Consider the following 18,251-nt stretch of genomic DNA (forward strand, 5'->3'; position numbering starts at 1 on the left):
CGATCCCCTTCACCTGGCTACAAATATCCCGGGGAGCGCGAGGGGCTGGCCCCTCGCTGCCTAAGCCTGGCCGCCCGCACTCCAACGCTGCTCTAGTGCTTCCAGCGCTGCAATCCGCTCTCGTGTCTTCGGATGGCTCATCAACCAGGCTGGCACCATTCCAGCCCTTTGCTGGGTCAGGTCCTCCAACTTGTGAAACAAGGACTTTTGCGGTTCGATCCCGATCCCAGCCTTGGTCAGCAAAGCGGCGGCGTATTCATCGGCCTCATATTCATCCTGGCGTGACAGGCGCGAAGCCAGCAATGAGGTCAGCGCATTGGCGATCATCGCGCCGATAAAGGGAATGAACCGGTTCAGCACCATAATCAGCGCTGTACGCATCGCGTTTTGGCCGGAAAAATCAATCATCCGCCGCTTGGCATGACCCAATGCCACATGCCCCAGCTCATGCGCGATCACGCTGGCCATTTCCTCGGCTGAAACCTCTCCATTTCGAAACTTGCGATAAAACCCGCGGGTGATGAAAATGCGCCCATCGGGTGCGGCCAACCCATTCACAGGATCGATCTCATAGATATAAACCGGAACCCGCGCGATATCCAAAGCGGCGGCCAACCGGTCGGTCATCCTCTTCAATACAGGATCGGCCAGTTCGGTTGATTTCTGATCCAGCTCACGATGGGTGCGCCAGACGGAAATCCGGTACATCACAAGGCCATAAGCAATGGCCAGCAGGATCGGGGTGAAACGCAACATGGCTCAGATATGGGGGCGCCGCAGCAGCAGGGCAACATAATTCTTCAGCAGATCAAATGCCCGAGAAACAGATACACAGGCCCATCACCCGGATCCCTCGGTCTCACTCCGCCAAGTGATCCATGTTCAGAAATGTGAGTACATCACCGGCACGTGGAGCACGGATATCCAGAACAAACCCCTGATCCATCACGGCCTGAAACACCTTGGCCAGTCCGGTTTGACCGTAAATTCCCGGATGAACTTCAATCACAAGGCGAGGTACAGAGCGGAGGTGACATTTCTGGAAAAGCTCCAACTCACCACCTTCGATGTCGCAAATGATCATCGTCGGGGCAAACCTTGCAATTAACGCATCGAAATCCAAAATCGGTACTTCGACTTTGTCAATGAAGGCGCGTTCGTCACCATTCAGCGACGACGCCCAGAAGTTCTTTCTAATATAGAAATCGACTGTGTCGCCATCTGAGGATTGACCCAGAATGCCATGAAGACACTCGGCCTTAAGGGAAACCCCGTTTCCTTCAAACGTCGTGCGTATTACGTCAATCAATGCGGGGTTTGCTTCGACTGATACAACTTTATCCACCTTTTCGATCTGCGCGATCTTGGTCGACAAGAAACCAACTCCAGCCCCGATATCCAGAACACGCTCGCCTTGTTCGATGCACCGCTCGGCATGACGCAATTCTGCGGTTTCGTACCGCCCCAACCTCATAGATTTCAAAATTCGACGTGTGAACAATCCGGGCGCCTTTTGAATCCAGACCCCGCGATAAGACACCGAGCCATCGTCTTCAAAGAACTCTTCTGACATCAATAAACCTCAGATCTGGTTTGGAGTATCGAACGCCCAGAAACGCAGGCGTAAGTTCCACTTTTCCGAATGCACATTAGTCGGAGTGGCCGGGTTGTAAAACCTTAAAGATCAACGGCCTTTAGCCCTCGAACCATCAGCGCGATGACCTCAAGGAGCATCTCCTACCGAGTCAGTTCCCGCATGCCCTGTTCCAGGCCGGACAAGGTCATCGGCACCATTCGATCCTCGAAAATCTCGCGGATCATGCCGATGGAATGGGTGTATTCCCAGTATTTCTCGGGCACCGGGTTGATCCACAGGTTTGACGCCCATTGTTGGTGTGTTTTGCACTCCTGAAAAGAGAAGGCTACGGAGGCAACAAACGGCTGCTCTGATTGTTAGGCACTGCAAGGTCCCTTGTTTAGGGACGCATGAAGTAACGCAGGTTGCCTCTCGTGATTGACGCGCGATACTGAGAATGTATGTAACTCTAAAAGGTTATTCTACCGCATCCGATATTTTGAAAGTCTCTCATGAACAAAATTCGACTGGCCGCTGTCGGTATCGCTCTGGCCGCCGTTGTTCTAGTGGTTTCCGCGCCTTTTGGCGTTGAAGCGCAAGCCAAGAAATGCTTCTCGAAAGGCAAATCCGATGCGCAGCGCATCGCTGGTTGCACATCGCTTCTGTCCTATGACGATATTCCAGAACACACTCGATCGCAGGCCCTGTTTCACCGCGCTCTGTTTCTGGCAAAACAAGATCCCGGTTTGGCCGAGGTCGACTATCTTGCAGCTCTTGAAATCACGCCAGATTGGACAGCGCCTCTACACAATCTGGGTCTGATCTACTTGAAAAGGGATGAGTATGATAAAGCCTTGTCGTTGTTCAATCATCTTCTGGAGGTTGACCCGGCATCTGATTTTGGCCACAGCAGTCGGGCGAGCACATACTATGAAATGAAGCGGTATTCGGAAGCGTTGGCAGATACGAGGTTTGTTCTCGCGTCCGTTCCGAACTCAGTGTTAAATCAGCATCGCGAAGGGCGAATTCTGGATAAGCTTGAGGATTATGATGCGGCGCTTGAGGCATACTCCAGAACCGTTTTGCTCGACACCAACTACGCTCTAGTGCGACTGGATCGCGCCTGGCTATACTACCAGCATCTTGAACTGCCGTATCACGCAGAAGTCGACCTGAATCATGTTTTGGCTCTATACCCAAATGACCACGTTGCATGGGCCGTCCTTGGTGATGTCCTGCTGCGACTTGGTCGATACGCAGAATCTGAGACGGCGATTGAACGTGCTTTGGCAATCAAACCGGAATACGACTTCGCGCTCCGTACTGCAGAGCGGTTTGTACGGGAAACTGACGAAGCAATAGCAAGGAGCGAAAGGCTGAGTACACCCGCTGCTCGCGAGATTGCTGGGCCTTCTTTTGGTACACTGCTGGCTCGAAGCTTTGCAGATCTTGATGAGCCGGAGCGCGCGCTTGCCGAATTCGACACGGTTCTTGCGAATCTGCCGGACAATGCTTTTGCACATGCCGGGAAAGCAGATGTCTATTTTGATCTCGGGGACGACGAAGCGGCAATCAGCTCACTTAATGATTTCTTTGAAGTTGCATCGAAACGGGAAGAGGGCAATGAAATCTCGGACGAGGTGATTGATCGTCAATACACGAAACTCGGCTTTTCTCACCATCGTCTTGGGGACCCGCAAGCTGCGCTTGCCGCATGGCACAGAGGTTTGGAAAGCGCAAGTTCAGAAGACATTTCGCTCTGGCAGCTTCGCCTTCAATCCGCCGGTCACTATGCGGGCGGGCCAGATGGTGAAATCGGTGATGCGTTGCTGGATGGGCTGTCAAAATGCGCGTCAGACCCTGAGTGCCTTGACTGAACACAAAAAACACCGGCTAAGAAATGTCGTTCTATCGTAATGCATGCCAGTGAAGATGGCTTTAGTCTCGAAGCAAATCTTGCGGCCTACCGCGTCAACTCGCGCATGCCTTGTTCTAGGCCGGATAAAGTCATCGGCACCATTCGATCCTCGAAAATCTCGCGGATCATGCCGATGGAATGGGTATATTCCCAGTATTTCTCGGGCACCGGGTTGATCCACAGGTTTGACGCCCATTTTTCGCGTGCGCGTTGCAACCAAACCTGACCCGCCTCTTGATTCCAATGCTCATTGGCCCCGCCAGGATAGGCGATCTCGTAAGGGCTCATCGAGGCGTCGCCGACGAAGATGCATTTGTAGTCGGGGCCGTAGGTCCGCAGTACCTCATGTGTGGGCGTCTGCTGGTCCCAGCGGCGGCGATTGTCGCGCCACACGCCCTCATAGAGGCAATTGTGGAAGTAGTAGTACTCCAGATGCTTGAACTCGGTCCGCGCAGCGGAAAACAGTTCCTCGACCACTTTGATATGTGGGTCCATTGACCCGCCAACGTCCAGAAACAGCAGAACCTTGACCGCGTTGTGACGTTCGGGCCGGGTCTTGACGTCCAGATAGCCATGTTCCGCCGTGGCGCGGATCGTGCCGTCGAGATCAAGTTCTTCGGCAGCGCCCTCGCGCGCCCAGCGGCGCAGGCGTTTCAGGGCGACCTTGATGTTGCGCGTACCCAGTTCAACTGTGTCGTCCAAGTTCTTGAATTCACGCTTGTCCCAGACCTTGACTGCGCGCTGATGGCGGCTTTCCTTTTGGCCGATCCGCACCCCTTCGGGGTTGTAACCGTAGGCCCCAAACGGAGAGGTTCCGGCGGTGCCGATCCACTTATTGCCTCCCTGATGACGGCCTTGTTGTTCCTTCAGACGCTCGCGCAGACTCTCCATCAGCTTGTCGAACCCGCCAAGCGCTTTGATCTCGGCCTTTTCCTCCTCAGACAGGTGCTTTTCGGCCATTTTCTCAAGCCAGTCGGCGGGAATGTCGACCGCCTCCAGAACCTGATCAAAGCTGATCTCACCCAACCCTTCGAAACTGGCGGCAAAGGCACGGTCGAACTTGTCGATATTGCGCTCATCCTTCACCATCGACACACGGGCGAGGTAGTAGAACGCCTCGACATCATAGGTGGCCAGACCCTTTTTCATCCCCTCCAGAAAGGTCAGATACTCCCGCAGAGAAACGGGTATGCCAGCCTTACGAAGGTTCTCATAAAAGGGCAGGAACATCGGTCAGATCACCAGTCGGACCAGGATCAGCGAAATCACAAGTCCCAGCAAGGCAAAGGCAATGCCGTAAACAGCTGCATACTGAGCGATATCGGCGCCGTTCCCGTTGCGTTTGCGCGCGTTCCAAGCGCCAAGTAACGCACCCAAAACAGCCATTCCCAGAACTACCAGCATATATTTGTCATCCGCCTATATTGTTACCGGCTGATCTGGTCGCGCGGCTTTCTGCCAGGGATTTCACCACCACATCTGCGCCAAACCCGTATCGCGCCCACCCCAGACTGTCCAGTCTGACGGCACGTGCCTGCTGAACCTGCCCGGCCTGCATTAGCGCTTCGGATTTCAACAAGAGGAGCGTCGCCAAAAGCGAAGCGTTTTCGGCTCGCGTCATTACATCTATGGCCTTATCCAGATCAGGCAACACGTTAGGGCCTTGATCCTGAGCCAGCGCGAAAGACGCGGTTTGTGCTGTGACATGGGCGCGATGTACCTCGGTTCCCGGCGTTGCATTCAGGAATTGTAGGGCGATCTGATATTGCTGGAGGGCTGCTGCGGGATCGCGGAACTGGATCATGCGCCCCATCAGATAGTGCGGATAGGCACGGCGGTGGTCGGTCCAACCCTGTTGCTGGCCAATCTCTGCGGCCTTCTGCGCAAAGCGGAATTGTCGGGGTGATCCGGGGCCGGGGCCAAGCGTTTTGTTGATCGCGTCAATCCACGCGCGAGGTGTTGTCGTGAAGGGTTGAGCTGGCAACCTGTCTCCACGCGGGTTCAGGCGGCTCAGCACTGCGGGAAGGGCGGCTTCAACCTGTTCGCGCGTCATGCCTGTTTTCAACTCGGGCGCATAGGCCGTCCGCAGGATCAACATGTCAAAGCCGGTCAGGACTGTATGGATGTTATCGTCGTTGAACACGGAATCGGGCAGGTGATACAGGTCGTTCAGCGGCCCCAGCGCCTGCGCCAGCTCCTCATGCAGGCAATCGCGCATTTCTTGTGGGCTGACATCGTAGGGAATGAATATGCCCAGGCGTTCCCGTTGTCGCAGTTCGGTCCAGCTGCTTTTTGCCTTGCGACGATCCCGGCGGTATTCTTCCAGGCTGGAGGAATTAGGCACCACAAAGCACGCAGCATTCGGCAAGATACGGTGAATGTCGCGCTGACTGACGGCCTCGATGGTGATATTGGCCTGACCTTCGGAAACTTGCCGGATATCGATCCCCGCTTCGCGCCGCAATCGGGTCAGCAATCGGGCGAGATCGCTCTGCATGCTGGGGGTGGGTTTGCCCGTCAGCCGCACCGTGACCGGGGTTTCAAATCGGGTGAAAACGGGCAGCTGTGTGCCACTTTCCAGGGCAAAGTGCAGATCTAGGAAATCTGCTGCTATGTTCGTGTTGGACCTGGCCGGAGGGGTCGGCCGAGACGTCGTAAAGCTGTTGACCGGGGGCAAGGCCTGTTCAATGGTTGTCACATTGCCCGGCAGTTCAATCCGCTCGACCGATGCGCAGGCCGAGAGCAGGCATACCGCGGCAAGGGCGCCCCATCGCATCATGAGCGGTTGTACTTGATAAAGGGCGTCAGCGTGCCGATCCGGTCATAGAGCTGGCGTGCTGTCTGGTTATGATCCTGCGTCAACCAATAGACCGTTGGCGCACCCTGCCGGTCGGCCTCGTCATACACCGCCTGGATCAATGCGCGCCCTACACCGGTCCCGCGCGCCTCGGGGCGGGCATAGAGGTCTTGCAGGTAGCAGACCCGCTCCACTTTCCAGGCATGGCGGTGAAACAGATAGTGCGTTAACCCAACCAACACGCCGTCCTGTTCGGCAACGAAACAGGAAAAATCCTGCGGATCGTCCCCAAGCAACCGTGCAAAAGTCGATTCATAAATCTCAGCAGGCAGAGTCGTTTCATAGAAGTCCAGATAGGCCTGCCACATCTCGGCCCATTGATCCTTGTCCGCGGCCCGCAAGGGGCGAATTTCTGCTGCATTGGCCAAGCGATACGTCCCTATTGATAAACTGAGCCCCGGTTGCCCGATGCTGACATCCGACCCGCCCCAAGGCAAGCCGCGTTCACAACCTATTCAACAGCAGGCTAACGTTTGCTGCGTGCCATAAAGGCCAGCCGCTCGAACAGATGAACGTCCTGCTCGTTCTTCAGCAACGCCCCATGAAGCTTGGGCAACGCATTTGCCCCGTCGCGCTTCAGATCCTCAGGTGTCAGATCCTCGGCCAACAGCAATTTCAGCCAATCCAAAACCTCAGAGGTTGAAGGTTTCTTTTTCAAGCCTTGAGTCTCGCGGATTTCGTAGAATTGGGTCAGGGCCGTGGTCAGCAAGGCATCTTTGATCCCGGGATGATGCACTTCGACGATCCGGCGCATCGTCGCCTCGTCCGGGAAGCGGATATAGTGAAAGAAACAGCGGCGCAGGAAGGCGTCGGGCAGTTCCTTTTCGTTGTTCGACGTGATGATGACGATCGGGCGATGCTTGGCCCGGATCGTTTCACCGGTTTCGTAGACGTGGAACTCCATCTTATCGAGTTCCTGCAAAAGGTCGTTGGGAAACTCGATATCGGCCTTGTCGATCTCATCGATCAGCAGCACGACCTTTTCATCGGCGTCAAAGGCCTGCCAAAGCTTGCCCTTGCGGATATAGTTCGACACATCATGCACACGCTCATCGCCCAACTGACTGTCGCGCAGTCGGCTGACGGCGTCATATTCGTACAGGCCCTGCTGTGCGCGGGTGGTGGATTTCACATTCCACTCGATCATCGTCAGGCCCAAAGCACCTGCAACCTGTTTGGCCAGCTCGGTCTTGCCGGTGCCGGGTTCACCTTTGACCAGCAAGGGGCGTTCCAGCGTCACGGCCGCGTTTACAGCGATGGTCAGGTCGTCGGTGGCAACATATTCGGCTGTGCCTTGGAAACGTGCAGTCATGGGCCCCTCAAGCTCTTGCGCGCGGCTGCGCGTGGTGCAATCCCGGTTACAGAGAGCCAGTGATTTTGACAACCCGGGTCGCTGCGTCGACTCAACCGCAATTTGCCGTGCAAACGCCATCGCCTAACGCGATTCGCGGCGATATTTCTGCTTCACTGATTGTGAACTGCCACAAAATCACCCACAGAAGTTCACCGAAAAACGCGTTTTTTCCGTTTCAAGTATCACATTTAGACCAGTCAAGCGTTGGGCGCGCCTGACCTAAGTTTGTGTAGTGACAATCCCGTGCCCGTCGGATAAACGCTGCGCAGAAGGGGGTGCCAAATGTCAGGTGATACAACCGCGACCGACGTTTCTGGCCATACCGAGGGAGCAGATATGAAGCAGGAAGTTTTTCTGCCGGATGATTACCGCCCGGCCGAAGATGAGCCTTTCATGAATGATCGTCAGCTTGAGTATTTTCGACGCAAGCTGCTGGATTGGAAGACAGAGTTACTTGCAGGCAGCCGCGACACGATCGAAGGGCTGCAGGACAATACCCGAAACATTCCCGATGTCGCTGATCGCGCAAGCGAGGAGACCGACCGCGCGCTGGAACTGCGCACACGGGATCGCCAGCGCAAGCTGGTCGCCAAGATAGACTCGGCCCTGCGCCGTATCGACGAGGGTGAGTATGGGTATTGCGAAAAGACCGGTGATCCGATCTCGTTGAAGCGTCTGGATGCGCGACCCATCGCAACCATGACACTGGAAGCGCAAGAGCGTCACGAGCGCCGCGAGAAGGTTCACCGCGACGATTGATCGCTGAAAATCGCAAAAAATCGGAACGCCGGGGCCTGTCGCCTCGGCGTTTTTGCGTTAAGCCCTAGGGATGAAACTCGACGGGCTGACATTCTGCGTTGTGGGCGGTGGCATAGGTGGTCTGGCCGCCGCGCTTGCCTTGCAGCAACGCGGGGCGCGGGTAACCGTATTTGAGCAGGCCGCCGCCCTATCTGAGGTGGGTGCGGGTTTGCAGATCAGCCCAAACGGGATGTGTGTACTGCGCGCATTGGGTGTCGTGTCCGATACACCGGCATTGGGCCAAAGGTCCTACGGAACCGTGCTTCGCGACTACCGCAAGGGTCGAGTGATCAGCCGTTTGCCGGGTCCGAAGGCCGGGCCAACCTTTTACTATCATCGCGCCGATCTTTTGGGGCTGCTACTTCAAGCTGTCCAAACCGCCGGGGTCGATATCCGTTTGGGCTCATGTGTCGTTGAGTTGCGCAAAAACCCGACAGAGGTCGAACTTGTATTTGAAAGCGGCGCGCATCTGCGCGCCGATTGCGTCATCGCCGCCGATGGCGGGCACAGTACGCTCCGGCCCAGCTTGAACGGGCCAGAGACACCCGTATTCACTCATCAGATTGCTTGGCGCGCGACAGTTCCATGGAAGGGGGCCGAGGCCCAACCGCGCGCCACACTCACGATGGGCCCAGGCCGCCATGTGGTGACGTATCCGCTGCGCGACCAGAGCTTGATGAATATTGTTGCGATCGAAGAGCGATCAGACTGGCAAGAAGAAGGTTGGCGCAGGCAAGGCGATCCAGATGATCTGCGCGCCCGTTTCGCGGATTTTGGAGGGCCGGTGCGCGACATACTCGCCGACGTGACAGAGGCACATCTTTGGGCGCTTTACCTGCGACCGGTTGCACGCACATGGCAGGACGGCCGCATGGCTCTGTTGGGCGATGCCGCGCATCCAACACTGCCCTTCATGGCGCAAGGGGCGTGCTTGGCGCTTGAAGACGCATGGGTTTTGGCCCGGTGCTTTGACGATCATTCAGAGATGAGCAGCGCTCTGGCGGCCTATGAGGCGGCGCGTCTGCCGCGCGCTGAGCGCGTCGTTGCGGCTGCAGCTGCAAATGCCCGCAACTTTCACCTTAAAGGCCCCAAAAGGATCACTGCGCAGCTAGCGCTTTCAGTGATCGGCCTGCATCTGTCACGCCGATATGAATGGGTTTACAGCCACGATGTGACGACCTGAGCGGTCAAATGTCCAGATCCACCCAGACGGGAACATGATCTGATGGTTTTTCCTGCCCGCGTATATCGGTGTCGATCTGGCAATCGCGCATTAGATCAGCCGCTTGCGGGGTGAGCAGGAAATGATCGATCCGGATGCCGTCATTTCGATTCCAAGCACCGGCCTGATAATCCCAAAATGAATAATGCCCGGGACCTTGCGTGCGGGCGCGAAAGGCTTCGGTAAATCCAAGATTTAGAATTTTGCGAAACGCCGCGCGGCTTTCTGGACGAAACAGCGCATCCTCGCGCCACGCGTCGGGGCGTTTGGCGTCCTCGTCCTGCGGGATGATATTGTAGTCGCCCGCCATCAATGCGGGCTCCTCGCTTGCCATAAGGTCTTTGGCGCGCGCATAGAGACGCTCCATCCAGGCCAGCTTATAGTCGTATTTAGGCCCCGGCACCGGATTTCCATTCGGCAGGTAGAGCCCACAAATCCGGATCGCCTGCTTGCCGACAACAGTGGCCTCGATCCATCGCGCCTGTTCGTCTTCTTCATCGCCAGGCAAGCCGCGCGAGACGTCCTCGAGCGGTGGCTTGGACAGAATGGCAACGCCATTAAAGCTTTTTTGGCCATGGGTTTCGACGTTGTACCCCCGGTCTTCAAACATCTCGCGCGGGAAGTTCTCATCGACGGATTTGATTTCCTGCAACAGAACCACATCGGGCTGCGCGTCATCCAGCCAGCGGGGCAGGGCCTCGGCCCGCGCTTTGATGCCGTTGATGTTGAACGTGGCGATTTTCATACGCGGTCCTCCGATGCCTCAGGGCAACCTATCGCGCAGAACCGGCCCAACGGCAAGATGGAGGGTAGGGTTGCGAGGCTCTGCCTCGCGCTCCGAGGTATTTGGGAACAGAAGAAGGTGGGCGGTTTCTCATACTTCTTCTGTTTGAAAATACCTCGGGGGAGGCGCGGCTTGCCGCGGCGGGGGCAGAGCCCCCATATGTTAAGTTACATCGAAAATGATGTGCCGCATCCGCAAGAGGAGGTTGCGTTTGGGTTTTCGATCACAAACCGCGCGCCAATCAGTTCCTGGGTGAAATCGATGACAGCGTTTTCCAAAAACGGCAGAGAGATCGAGTCTACGATCACCTTTTGCCCTTTGCCTTCCAGCACCAGATCGTCCTCTTTGGGTTGGTCCAGCGCAATTTCGTATTGAAAACCGGAACATCCGCCGCCTTCCACTGCGACGCGCAATGCTTGCCCCTGATCCGCCGCGCCGATTTCGGCGAGGCGCTCAAAGGCGCGTTCAGTCACTGTTGGGGGCAGATTCATGCCAGACTCCAAAGGTTTATTTCCTTCTCGCGCTGCAATATATGCAACCAAAGGACGGGCGACAAGGACAAGACCTTTGGACAGAGCGGGTTTTGCCTCGGATCCAGGCCGCGCCAGGGGGCGGCTTGTGCCAGAGGAAGAAAGCAGTTTCCGATCATGCTTTCAGCGTGATCGGGACAGGATTATTCATGCCAGCGCCTTTCGGCGGCTGAAACACAAGACGCAGGTCTTTGTTGAACACGAAGGCGATAGCTATCGCACCCGGTTGACGCATTCCATCGAAGTCGCCCAGGTGGCGCGTACGATTGCCGGTGCGCTTGGTCTAAACCCGGAACTGACCGAGGCGGTGGCGCTGGCCCATGACCTGGGCCATACACCGTTTGGGCATACCGGCGAAGACGCTTTGCATGCGTTGATGCAGCCTTATGGCGGTTTTGACCACAACGCGCAGGCCATTCGGATCGTCACACGGCTGGAGCGGCACTATGCTGAGTTTGATGGCTGTAATCTGACTTGGGAATGTCTGGAAGGCATTGCCAAACATAACGGGCCGGTTGTTGGAGAGCTGCCCTGGGCCTTAGCAGAATGCAATGCCGGTTTCGATCTGGAACTGCACACTCATGCCAGTGCCGAAGCACAGGTCGCCGCGTTGTCAGACGACATCGCCTATAACAATCATGATCTTCTGGATGGCTTACGAGCTGATCTCTTCAAGGATGAGGACATTCAGCAACTGCCCATCGTGGGGGATTGCTATGCTGAGGTGGATCGCAAATATCCGGGTCTGGACCCGTATCGCCGCAGGCACGAGGCATTGCGGCGGGTGTTTGGGGTGATGGTCTCGGATGTGATCGACACCTCGCGGGACCTGATCGCCAAGTCCGGGGCACAAATGGTTGAAGATATCCGCCATCTCGGCCATCCGGTTGTCCAGTTCTCGACTGCGCTCTGGGCGCAACTGAAAGAGATCCGCGCCTTCCTGTTTGCGCGCATGTACCGCGCCTCCAGCGTGATGCAGGTTCGGGCCGAGGTCAGCGCGGTCGTGGAGGATCTGTTCCCCATTTATCTCAACGATCCCAAGCAGATGCCTTTGCGCTGGCATGGGGATATCGAGGCTGCGCAGGATGAAACAGCTCTGGCCCGGATCGTTTCAGATTACATCGCCGGGATGACGGATCGGTTCGCGCTGCAAGATCACGCCCGGCTGACCGGGCGTTGATTATTCAACTTCGATGTAAGCCAGCGCCCAGACCTGTTGCCCGGCTTGTTCTTGCGCGAGATCTTCATCATCTGTCGGAGGGAACACGATCATTGTCGGGCCATAGCCGCCGATCCCCATTGGGGACCCGTCAGCATGAGTGGCCAAGATGGGTTGATGTGTGGTGATGCTGTCCCACGGAATCTCTGCCTGATAGCCGTCCATAGCCATGGGTTTTGCGGTCTTGCCGACGGCGCCTGCTAATGTCATGACATCCGCCAAAAGAGGTCCGGAAAAAGCGATCTCTCTCTGATTGCCTTCGGGGCCATAGGGGATAGTGATCTCGACCTGCTTCATGCTGTCCAGTGTCACTGCGTCGAACCCGGCGGCGCCGTCGTGCTGAACATCGAGAAAGCCGAGTAGACCGCCGTCATTCTCGCCACGGGGTGGCAGATTGGTTTCGGTCACCGCGCCACCAAGTGTCAGTAGGACGTGACCGGTGGGGCTGGGCATCTCAGCCACCGCAGGCAGCGAGGTTGTCAGCAGCAGGGCAAGGGGCAAGGCAAGGCGCATAAGGTAGTCTCCGGTTGATCAGGCCCTATCGAGACTAGCGGGCTATGGATTGAAGCCAAGCGCAAACTTGTGCGATCCATTGACGTTCACGCCTTGCGTGGTAAACCGCCCGGCAAGCAAAAGGACATCCGTAATGAACCTGTTTTCCGAGATCCGCGCCCTGGTACTGGACGCGCTGGCGCAGATGCAGTCCGAAGGCGCGCTGCCCGAAGGGCTGAGCTTTGACAACGTGGCGGTCGAGCCGCCGCGCGATGCCGCGCATGGCGATATGGCGACCAATGCGGCGATGGTGCTGGCGAAACCGGCGAAGATGAAGCCGCGTGACATTGCGGATGCTTTGGCGGTCAAGCTGGCCGCCGATGACCGGATCACCAGCGCCGAAGTTGCGGGGCCAGGGTTCCTAAACCTGCGTCTGGCTGCGAGTGTCTGGCAGGGTGTGCTTGCGCGCGTGTTGGAGATGGGCACTGACTATGGTCGCTCGAGCATGGGGCAGGGGCAGAAGGTCAACGTGGAATATGTCTCCGCCAACCCGACCGGCCCGCTGCATGTGGGCCATACGCGGGGCGCGGTGTTCGGGGATGCTCTGGCGAGCCTGCTGGCCTATTCAGGTCATGACGTGACGCGTGAGTACTATATCAACGATGGTGGCGCGCAGGTGGATGTCTTAGCGCGCTCGGCCTACGAACGCTACCGCGAAGCCAATGGTCTGAGCCCCGAAATTGCTGAGGGGCTCTATCCCGGTGACTATCTGATCCCGATCGGTGAGGCGCTGAAAGAGAAATACGGCGACAGCCTGATCGACAAGCCCGAGAGCGAATGGCTGGAAGATCTGCGCGAGTTTTCGACCGACGCGATGATGGACCTGATCCGCGCTGACCTGAAGGCGCTGGGCGTCGAGATGGACGTGTTCTTCTCGGAGAAATCGCTCTATGGCACAGGCCGGATCGAGGCCGCACTGCAGTCGCTTACCGACAAGGGTCTGATCTATGAAGGCGTGCTGGAGCCGCCCAAAGGCAAAAAGCCCGAGGATTGGGAGCCGCGCGAGCAGACCCTGTTCAAATCGACCGAGCATGGCGATGACGTCGATCGCCCGGTCAAGAAATCGGATGGCGCCTGGACCTATTTCGCCCCGGATATCGCCTATCACTACGACAAGGTCAGCCGTGGTTTTGACGCGCTGATCGACGTGTTTGGTGCGGACCACGGTGGCTATGTCAAGCGGATGAAAGCAGCCGTCTCGGCACTGTCTGACGGTAAAGTGCCCCTGGATATCAAGCTGACCCAGCTGGTGAAGCTGTGGAAAAATGGCGAGCCGTTCAAGATGTCCAAACGGGCCGGGAACTTTGTAACCCTGCGCGATGTGGTCGATCAGGTCGGACCGGATGTGACCCGGTTCGTGATGCTGACCCGCAAGAACGACGCGCCTCTGGATTTCGATTTCGACAAGGTGCTGGAGCAGAGCCGCGAGAACCCGGTGTTCTACGTGCAATACGCGCATGCCCGAGTCATGAGCGTGCTGCGTCGCGCCGCCGAGGCCGAGATTGCTGCTGATGATGCGGCGCTGTCGAACGCGGATCTTAGCAAAAACGATCACGCCTCCGAGCTGACCGTCGCCAAGAAACTGGCGGAATGGCCACGGCTGATCGAGATTGCTGCGCGGACCAATGAGCCGCACCGGGTTGCCTTCTATCTCTATGAATTAGCTGGGGATTTCCACGCGTTGTGGAACAAGGGCAACGAAGAAACCCAACTGCGCTTCATTCAGGATGGCGATGTTGCCACAAGCCAGTCGAAAATCGCACTGGCCCGTGCCGTTTCTGTTGTGATTTCAGCGGGCTTGGGTATTCTTGGCGTTACTCCGGCGCAGGAGATGCGGTAATCAATACCGCCCGAACCGCCGGTCTGAGGCAGACAAGAAATGACCCGCGCGCTTTGATTTCAGGCGCAATCGGGCGGTGAGGCAACATGGCGAGTTACGATTACTCGGGGCATCACGACCCCGAGCATATGCATTATCCGAATCAATCACAGGCTCAGGATGTCTATCTCGAGGATGAACCACGTGGCGCCTTCGGCCTCGCGCGGATGGTGAATGTTCTGGGGGCGGTGGCTTCATTGGCCTTGGTCGCCGGTGTTGGTGTCTGGAGCTACAAGCTGGTGATGCGCGATGTCAGCGGTGTACCGGTCGTGCGGGCCGCTGAAGGTCCGATGCGTATCCAGCCTGAAAATCCAGGCGGACGACCTGCCGATCATCAGGGGCTTGCGGTGAACGCCGTGGCTGCCGAAGGTACGGCTGCGGCCCCTGCGGATCGCCTGATCCTTGCACCGCGTCCAGTCTCGTTGACGGACGAAGACCTACCGGCAGGCGAATTGAAGCCCACTCCGGCACTTCACGTGGTGGAAGAACCGATCTCGAACCAAGAGGCTGCAGCGCTACGGCAAAACGCGGTTGATGCTCTGGTGGCGGAACTGGCAGGCGAGGCGGCCCGTGCCGATCAAGAGGCCGCACCGGGTGTGCAGGTTGCATCCCTTGCCGCGCCCGAGGAAGAACCCGCCATCGACCCGGCCGATCTGGCCGCTGCACTGCCGGACCCGGCGATTGCGGAACTGCCCGGTGTGCGCCGGTCATTGCGCCCGCATACGCGCCCGGCGCGTCGCGCGCCTGCTGTCGATACCTCCGAGGCGTCGATCAATGCGGCTGTGAAGGCGGCTGTTGGCCTGGATATCGACCCCGATACGCTGAGCAAAGGAACCCGTCTGGCCCAGTTGGGCGCCTTTGAAAGCCCGGATGTGGCAAAAGCCGAATGGGAGCGTCTGAGCGGCCAATTTGGTGAGTATATGGATGGAAAACAGCGTGTTATCCAGAAAACCTCAAGCGGAGGACGCACCTTCTATCGGCTGCGCGTTCTGGGGTTCGAGGATCTGAGCGATTCTCGTCAGTTCTGTGCCGCACTCGTTGCACAAGGTGCTGACTGCATCCCGGTCGCCGTCCGGTGACATTTGGCGCTGCGATCACCGATGCTGAGGGACTGCGGCTAACCGACGACGAACGGGCCCTGTTCCGCGAGATGAACCCGTTTGGGTTCATCCTGTTTACCCGTAACATCGACAGCGCCGATCAGGTCCGGGCTTTATGCGATGATTTCCGCGAGGCGGTCGGACGTAATTGTCTGATCACCATAGATCAGGAAGGCGGGCGCGTTCAGCGCCTGCGCGCGCCTCTGGCCCGCGAGTGGATGCCTCCGCTGGATCATGCAGAGCGGGCCGGAGAACAGGCTGATCGGGCCATGTATTTGCGCTATCGCCTGATCGCACATGAGCTGTTCGAGCTCGGGATCGATAGCAACTGCGCACCCACATTGGATCTGGCCCGGGCTGAGACTCATGCGTTTCTGCGCAACCGGTGTTACGGCGAAGATGCGGACACCATCGGCAAGATCGGACGTGCCGTGGCGCAGGCGCATCTGGATGGCGGTGTTCTGCCCGTGGTTAAACACATGCCGGGTCACGGACGTGCAACGCTGGACACTCATTTTGAATTGCCTCTGGTCGATCTGCCTTTGGAGGAGCTGAAAGAGACTGATTTCGCACCGTTTCGCGCGTTGAACGATCTGCCGATGGGCATGACCGCGCATCTGGTGTTCGGGCAGATTGACCCGCTCCCGGCGACCATCTCGCCCGAAATGATGACGGTGATCCGAGACGTTATTGGTTTTGATGGTCTGATCATGACCGACGATATCTCGATGAAGGCGCTGAGCGGCTCGGCGGCTGAGCTGTCGCGTCAGGCGATAGAGGCCGGGTGCGACGTGGTTCTGCACTGCAATGCCAGCTTGATGGAACGCGCCGAGGTGCTTAAGGCCGCCGGCCAGATGACCGATCTTGCTCAGGCCCGTGCCGATCGGGCATTGGCGATGCGCAAACCCCCGCAGGAACTTGACATCGAGGCCACCGAAGCGGAACTATCTGCCCTAATGGGCGGGCAGGTATATGAACGATAACCTTTTCAGCGAAGACCCGGTCTCGGTCGCCGATCGACTGGCAGCCGAGGCGTTGATCGTTGATGTCGACGGGTTCGAAGGCCCGTTGGACGTGCTGCTGACCCTCTCGCGCACTCAAAAGGTGGATCTGCGGAAAATCTCGGTTCTGGCATTGGCGCAGCAATATCTTGCCTTCGTGGAAAAGGCCCGCGCGCTACGGATCGAACTTGCGGCGGATTATCTGGTCATGGCCGCTTGGCTGGCCTTTCTGAAATCCCGCTTGTTGCTGCCACCGGACCCGGATGACGAAGGCCCTTCGGGCGAGGAACTGGCCGCGCATCTGGCGTTCCAGTTGGAACGCTTGCAAGCCATGCGAGATGCTGCTGCACGTCTGATGGCACGAGACCAATTGGGGCGTGATTTCTTCAAGCGCGGGCAGAGCGAGGACGTCACCCGCATCCGCACGGTGACCTATTCCGCGACGCTGCTGGACCTGATGCAGGGTTATGCCCGTATCCGCACACGGGACGAGTTCCGGCCCTTTGTAATGGACCGTGATGCCGTGTTTACCATGGAACAAGCATTGGAACGGATGCGCCCGCTGATCGGGTTCGCCGGGGCTTGGACCGATATGGAGACCTACCTGCCGGAGGGGTGGGAGGCTGATCCAGTTCGCCGCCGCTCGGCCACAGCGGCGACCTTTGCGGCCTCGCTGGAATTGGTGAAAGAAGGACACATGGAAATGAAGCAAAGCGAGACCTTTGCTCCGATCCAATTGCGCAAGAGGACCGAAACACGTGACTGACACACCCGAAGAGACCGGTACCCTGTTTGAAGCGCCCCCGCTGGCCGAGCAGGAACGCATGGTCGAAGCAGTGCTGTTTGCCAGCGCCGCGCCAGTGACGGTTGCCGATCTCGAAGCGCGGATGCCGCATGGCAGCGATGCGGCGCAGGCGGTTGAACTGCTTCAGAAACGGTACGAAGGGCGCGGCGTGCGCGTGGTCAAGGTGGGTGAGGCCTGGGCGATCCGCACCGCTCCCGACCTCGGATTTTTGATGCAGAAGGAAACGGTTGAAACCCGCAAGCTGAGCCGCGCTGCGATTGAGACGCTGGCCATCGTGGCCTATCACCAGCCCTGCACTCGGGCCGAGATCGAAGAGATTCGCGGGGTTTCCGTATCGCGCGGGACGATTGATCAACTGCTAGAGATGGAGTGGATTCGATTGGGTCGCAGGCGCATGACGCCGGGCCGTCCGGTGACCTTTGTGGTGACCCCAGAGTTTCTGGACCATTTCGGGTTGGAAAACGCCCGTGATCTTCCAGGCCTCAAGGAATTGCGCGCCGCCGGGCTGCTCGAAAACCGCCCACCACCGAGTGCAATGCCACTGGGCGAGGGGCAGGACGAGGCAGAAGACGAGGATCAAACCGAACTGTTCGAGGAAGATTGATCAAGCGGCCCTTTTGTTGCCGCAGATGAACGCTATCTTGAGGCAGAAGAAA

The 18,251-nt window shown here is 57.8% G+C and carries 19 protein-coding genes and 1 pseudogene; 9 read left to right on the forward strand and 11 right to left on the reverse strand.

Translation table 11 applies throughout. The features are described 5' to 3' along the window. Positions 1 to 60: 60 nt before the first annotated feature. The 3 genes and pseudogenes from ACR0DH_RS02455 to ACR0DH_RS02465 form a co-directional block, all read right to left on the reverse strand. Positions 61 to 756 carry a M48 family metallopeptidase gene (locus ACR0DH_RS02455; protein ID WP_480542552.1) on the reverse strand — a complete coding sequence of 232 codons (696 nt, stop codon included), beginning with the start codon at positions 754 to 756 and terminating at the stop codon, positions 61 to 63. Positions 757 to 859: 103 nt separating this feature from the next. Continuing rightward, complete coding sequence (locus tag ACR0DH_RS02460; protein WP_480546893.1) at positions 860 to 1,573, reverse strand: FkbM family methyltransferase; 714 nt, start codon at positions 1,571 to 1,573, stop codon at positions 860 to 862. A gap of 164 nt (positions 1,574 to 1,737) precedes the next feature. Beyond that, positions 1,738 to 1,902, reverse strand: a pseudogene (locus tag ACR0DH_RS02465) (VWA domain-containing protein); the annotation flags it as partial. A gap of 420 nt (positions 1,903 to 2,322) precedes the next feature. On the opposite strand from ACR0DH_RS02465, the gene ACR0DH_RS02470 reads away from it, so the two are divergent. Beyond that, positions 2,323 to 3,453 carry a tetratricopeptide repeat protein gene (locus ACR0DH_RS02470; RefSeq protein WP_480546895.1) on the forward strand — a complete coding sequence of 377 codons (1,131 nt, stop codon included), beginning with the start codon at positions 2,323 to 2,325 and terminating at the stop codon, positions 3,451 to 3,453. An 86-nt stretch (positions 3,454 to 3,539) separates the two neighbouring features. Here the strand turns inward: ACR0DH_RS02470 and ACR0DH_RS02475 are convergent, their stop codons facing one another. The 5 genes from ACR0DH_RS02475 to ACR0DH_RS02495 form a co-directional block, all read right to left on the reverse strand. Next, complete coding sequence (locus ACR0DH_RS02475; protein WP_480546897.1) at positions 3,540 to 4,724, reverse strand: vWA domain-containing protein; 1,185 nt, start codon at positions 4,722 to 4,724, stop codon at positions 3,540 to 3,542. 3 nt (positions 4,725 to 4,727) lie between these two features. Continuing rightward, a complete protein-coding gene (locus ACR0DH_RS02480; RefSeq protein WP_480546899.1) occupies positions 4,728 to 4,898 on the reverse strand; it encodes a hypothetical protein in 171 nt (56 codons plus the stop codon). Positions 4,899 to 4,905: 7 nt separating this feature from the next. Beyond that, complete coding sequence (locus ACR0DH_RS02485) at positions 4,906 to 6,270, reverse strand: DUF2927 domain-containing protein (RefSeq protein ID WP_480547298.1); 1,365 nt, start codon at positions 6,268 to 6,270, stop codon at positions 4,906 to 4,908. Beyond that, positions 6,270 to 6,659, reverse strand: a complete 390-nt coding sequence (locus tag ACR0DH_RS02490; protein WP_480547300.1) for an N-acetyltransferase family protein — start codon at positions 6,657 to 6,659, stop codon at positions 6,270 to 6,272. Before ACR0DH_RS02490 ends, ACR0DH_RS02485 begins: the two co-directional genes overlap by 1 nt. Positions 6,660 to 6,817: 158 nt before the next feature. After that, positions 6,818 to 7,663 (reverse strand): AAA family ATPase, encoded by an 846-nt coding sequence (locus ACR0DH_RS02495; RefSeq protein ID WP_480497664.1) that lies wholly within the window; start codon positions 7,661 to 7,663, stop codon positions 6,818 to 6,820. A gap of 378 nt (positions 7,664 to 8,041) precedes the next feature. Between ACR0DH_RS02495 and dksA the strand changes: the two genes are divergently transcribed. Together dksA and ACR0DH_RS02505 are read left to right on the forward strand one after the other, a co-directional pair. Then, positions 8,042 to 8,464, forward strand: a complete 423-nt coding sequence (gene dksA, locus ACR0DH_RS02500; protein ID WP_170450050.1) for an RNA polymerase-binding protein DksA — start codon at positions 8,042 to 8,044, stop codon at positions 8,462 to 8,464. A 70-nt stretch (positions 8,465 to 8,534) separates the two neighbouring features. Further along, positions 8,535 to 9,686, forward strand: a complete 1,152-nt coding sequence (locus tag ACR0DH_RS02505; protein ID WP_480546902.1) for an FAD-dependent monooxygenase — start codon at positions 8,535 to 8,537, stop codon at positions 9,684 to 9,686. A 4-nt stretch (positions 9,687 to 9,690) separates the two neighbouring features. Here the strand turns inward: ACR0DH_RS02505 and xth are convergent, their stop codons facing one another. Beyond that, positions 9,691 to 10,470 carry an exodeoxyribonuclease III gene (gene xth / locus ACR0DH_RS02510; protein WP_480546904.1) on the reverse strand — a complete coding sequence of 260 codons (780 nt, stop codon included), beginning with the start codon at positions 10,468 to 10,470 and terminating at the stop codon, positions 9,691 to 9,693. A gap of 206 nt (positions 10,471 to 10,676) precedes the next feature. Beyond that, entirely contained in the window at positions 10,677 to 11,000 is a 324-nt protein-coding gene (locus ACR0DH_RS02515; RefSeq protein ID WP_170530516.1) for a HesB/IscA family protein, read from the reverse strand. A gap of 76 nt (positions 11,001 to 11,076) precedes the next feature. Between ACR0DH_RS02515 and ACR0DH_RS02520 the strand changes: the two genes are divergently transcribed. Next, complete coding sequence (locus ACR0DH_RS02520; RefSeq protein WP_480546906.1) at positions 11,077 to 12,219, forward strand: deoxyguanosinetriphosphate triphosphohydrolase; 1,143 nt, start codon at positions 11,077 to 11,079, stop codon at positions 12,217 to 12,219. Here the strand turns inward: ACR0DH_RS02520 and ACR0DH_RS02525 are convergent, their stop codons facing one another. After that, positions 12,220 to 12,771, reverse strand: coding sequence for a putative pterin-binding protein (locus ACR0DH_RS02525; RefSeq protein ID WP_480546908.1), 552 nt, complete (start codon positions 12,769 to 12,771; stop codon positions 12,220 to 12,222). Positions 12,772 to 12,904: 133 nt separating this feature from the next. On the opposite strand from ACR0DH_RS02525, the gene argS reads away from it, so the two are divergent. From argS to scpB, 5 genes are all read left to right on the forward strand, one after another. Further along, a complete protein-coding gene (gene argS / locus ACR0DH_RS02530) occupies positions 12,905 to 14,650 on the forward strand; it encodes an arginine--tRNA ligase (protein WP_480546910.1) in 1,746 nt (581 codons plus the stop codon). A gap of 86 nt (positions 14,651 to 14,736) precedes the next feature. Beyond that, positions 14,737 to 15,768, forward strand: a complete 1,032-nt coding sequence (locus tag ACR0DH_RS02535) for an SPOR domain-containing protein (protein ID WP_480546912.1) — start codon at positions 14,737 to 14,739, stop codon at positions 15,766 to 15,768. Continuing rightward, the gene (nagZ, locus tag ACR0DH_RS02540; RefSeq protein WP_480546914.1) at positions 15,765 to 16,772 is read left to right on the forward strand and encodes a beta-N-acetylhexosaminidase; all 1,008 of its coding nucleotides are present in this window, start codon (positions 15,765 to 15,767) and stop codon (positions 16,770 to 16,772) included. The genes ACR0DH_RS02535 and nagZ overlap by 4 nt, the downstream gene beginning before the upstream one ends. Continuing rightward, a complete protein-coding gene (locus ACR0DH_RS02545; RefSeq protein WP_480546916.1) occupies positions 16,762 to 17,556 on the forward strand; it encodes a segregation and condensation protein A in 795 nt (264 codons plus the stop codon). Before nagZ ends, ACR0DH_RS02545 begins: the two co-directional genes overlap by 11 nt. Beyond that, complete coding sequence (scpB, locus tag ACR0DH_RS02550; protein WP_480546918.1) at positions 17,549 to 18,199, forward strand: SMC-Scp complex subunit ScpB; 651 nt, start codon at positions 17,549 to 17,551, stop codon at positions 18,197 to 18,199. Before ACR0DH_RS02545 ends, scpB begins: the two co-directional genes overlap by 8 nt. Positions 18,200 to 18,251 lie beyond the last annotated feature (52 nt).

The sequence above is a fragment of the Ruegeria sp. I1 genome (assembly GCF_056532675.1).

What these genes read in the sequence shown, in the direction of transcription:
- ACR0DH_RS02455 (WP_480542552.1), bottom strand. Translation starts at nt 756, where the DNA reads ATGTTGCGTTTCACCCCGATCCTGCTGGCCATTGCTTATGGCCTTGTG.
- ACR0DH_RS02460 (WP_480546893.1), bottom strand. Translation starts at nt 1,573, where the DNA reads ATGTCAGAAGAGTTCTTTGAAGACGATGGCTCGGTGTCTTATCGCGGG.
- ACR0DH_RS02475 (WP_480546897.1), bottom strand. Translation starts at nt 4,724, where the DNA reads ATGTTCCTGCCCTTTTATGAGAACCTTCGTAAGGCTGGCATACCCGTT.
- ACR0DH_RS02480 (WP_480546899.1), bottom strand. Translation starts at nt 4,898, where the DNA reads ATGCTGGTAGTTCTGGGAATGGCTGTTTTGGGTGCGTTACTTGGCGCT.
- ACR0DH_RS02485 (WP_480547298.1), bottom strand. Translation starts at nt 6,270, where the DNA reads ATGCGATGGGGCGCCCTTGCCGCGGTATGCCTGCTCTCGGCCTGCGCA.
- ACR0DH_RS02490 (WP_480547300.1), bottom strand. Translation starts at nt 6,659, where the DNA reads ATGTGGCAGGCCTATCTGGACTTCTATGAAACGACTCTGCCTGCTGAG.
- ACR0DH_RS02495 (WP_480497664.1), bottom strand. Translation starts at nt 7,663, where the DNA reads ATGACTGCACGTTTCCAAGGCACAGCCGAATATGTTGCCACCGACGAC.
- dksA (WP_170450050.1), top strand. Translation starts at nt 8,042, where the DNA reads ATGAAGCAGGAAGTTTTTCTGCCGGATGATTACCGCCCGGCCGAAGAT.
- ACR0DH_RS02505 (WP_480546902.1), top strand. Translation starts at nt 8,535, where the DNA reads ATGAAACTCGACGGGCTGACATTCTGCGTTGTGGGCGGTGGCATAGGT.
- xth (WP_480546904.1), bottom strand. Translation starts at nt 10,470, where the DNA reads ATGAAAATCGCCACGTTCAACATCAACGGCATCAAAGCGCGGGCCGAG.
- ACR0DH_RS02515 (WP_170530516.1), bottom strand. Translation starts at nt 11,000, where the DNA reads ATGAATCTGCCCCCAACAGTGACTGAACGCGCCTTTGAGCGCCTCGCC.
- ACR0DH_RS02525 (WP_480546908.1), bottom strand. Translation starts at nt 12,771, where the DNA reads ATGCGCCTTGCCTTGCCCCTTGCCCTGCTGCTGACAACCTCGCTGCCT.
- argS (WP_480546910.1), top strand. Translation starts at nt 12,905, where the DNA reads ATGAACCTGTTTTCCGAGATCCGCGCCCTGGTACTGGACGCGCTGGCG.
- ACR0DH_RS02535 (WP_480546912.1), top strand. Translation starts at nt 14,737, where the DNA reads ATGGCGAGTTACGATTACTCGGGGCATCACGACCCCGAGCATATGCAT.
- ACR0DH_RS02545 (WP_480546916.1), top strand. Translation starts at nt 16,762, where the DNA reads ATGAACGATAACCTTTTCAGCGAAGACCCGGTCTCGGTCGCCGATCGA.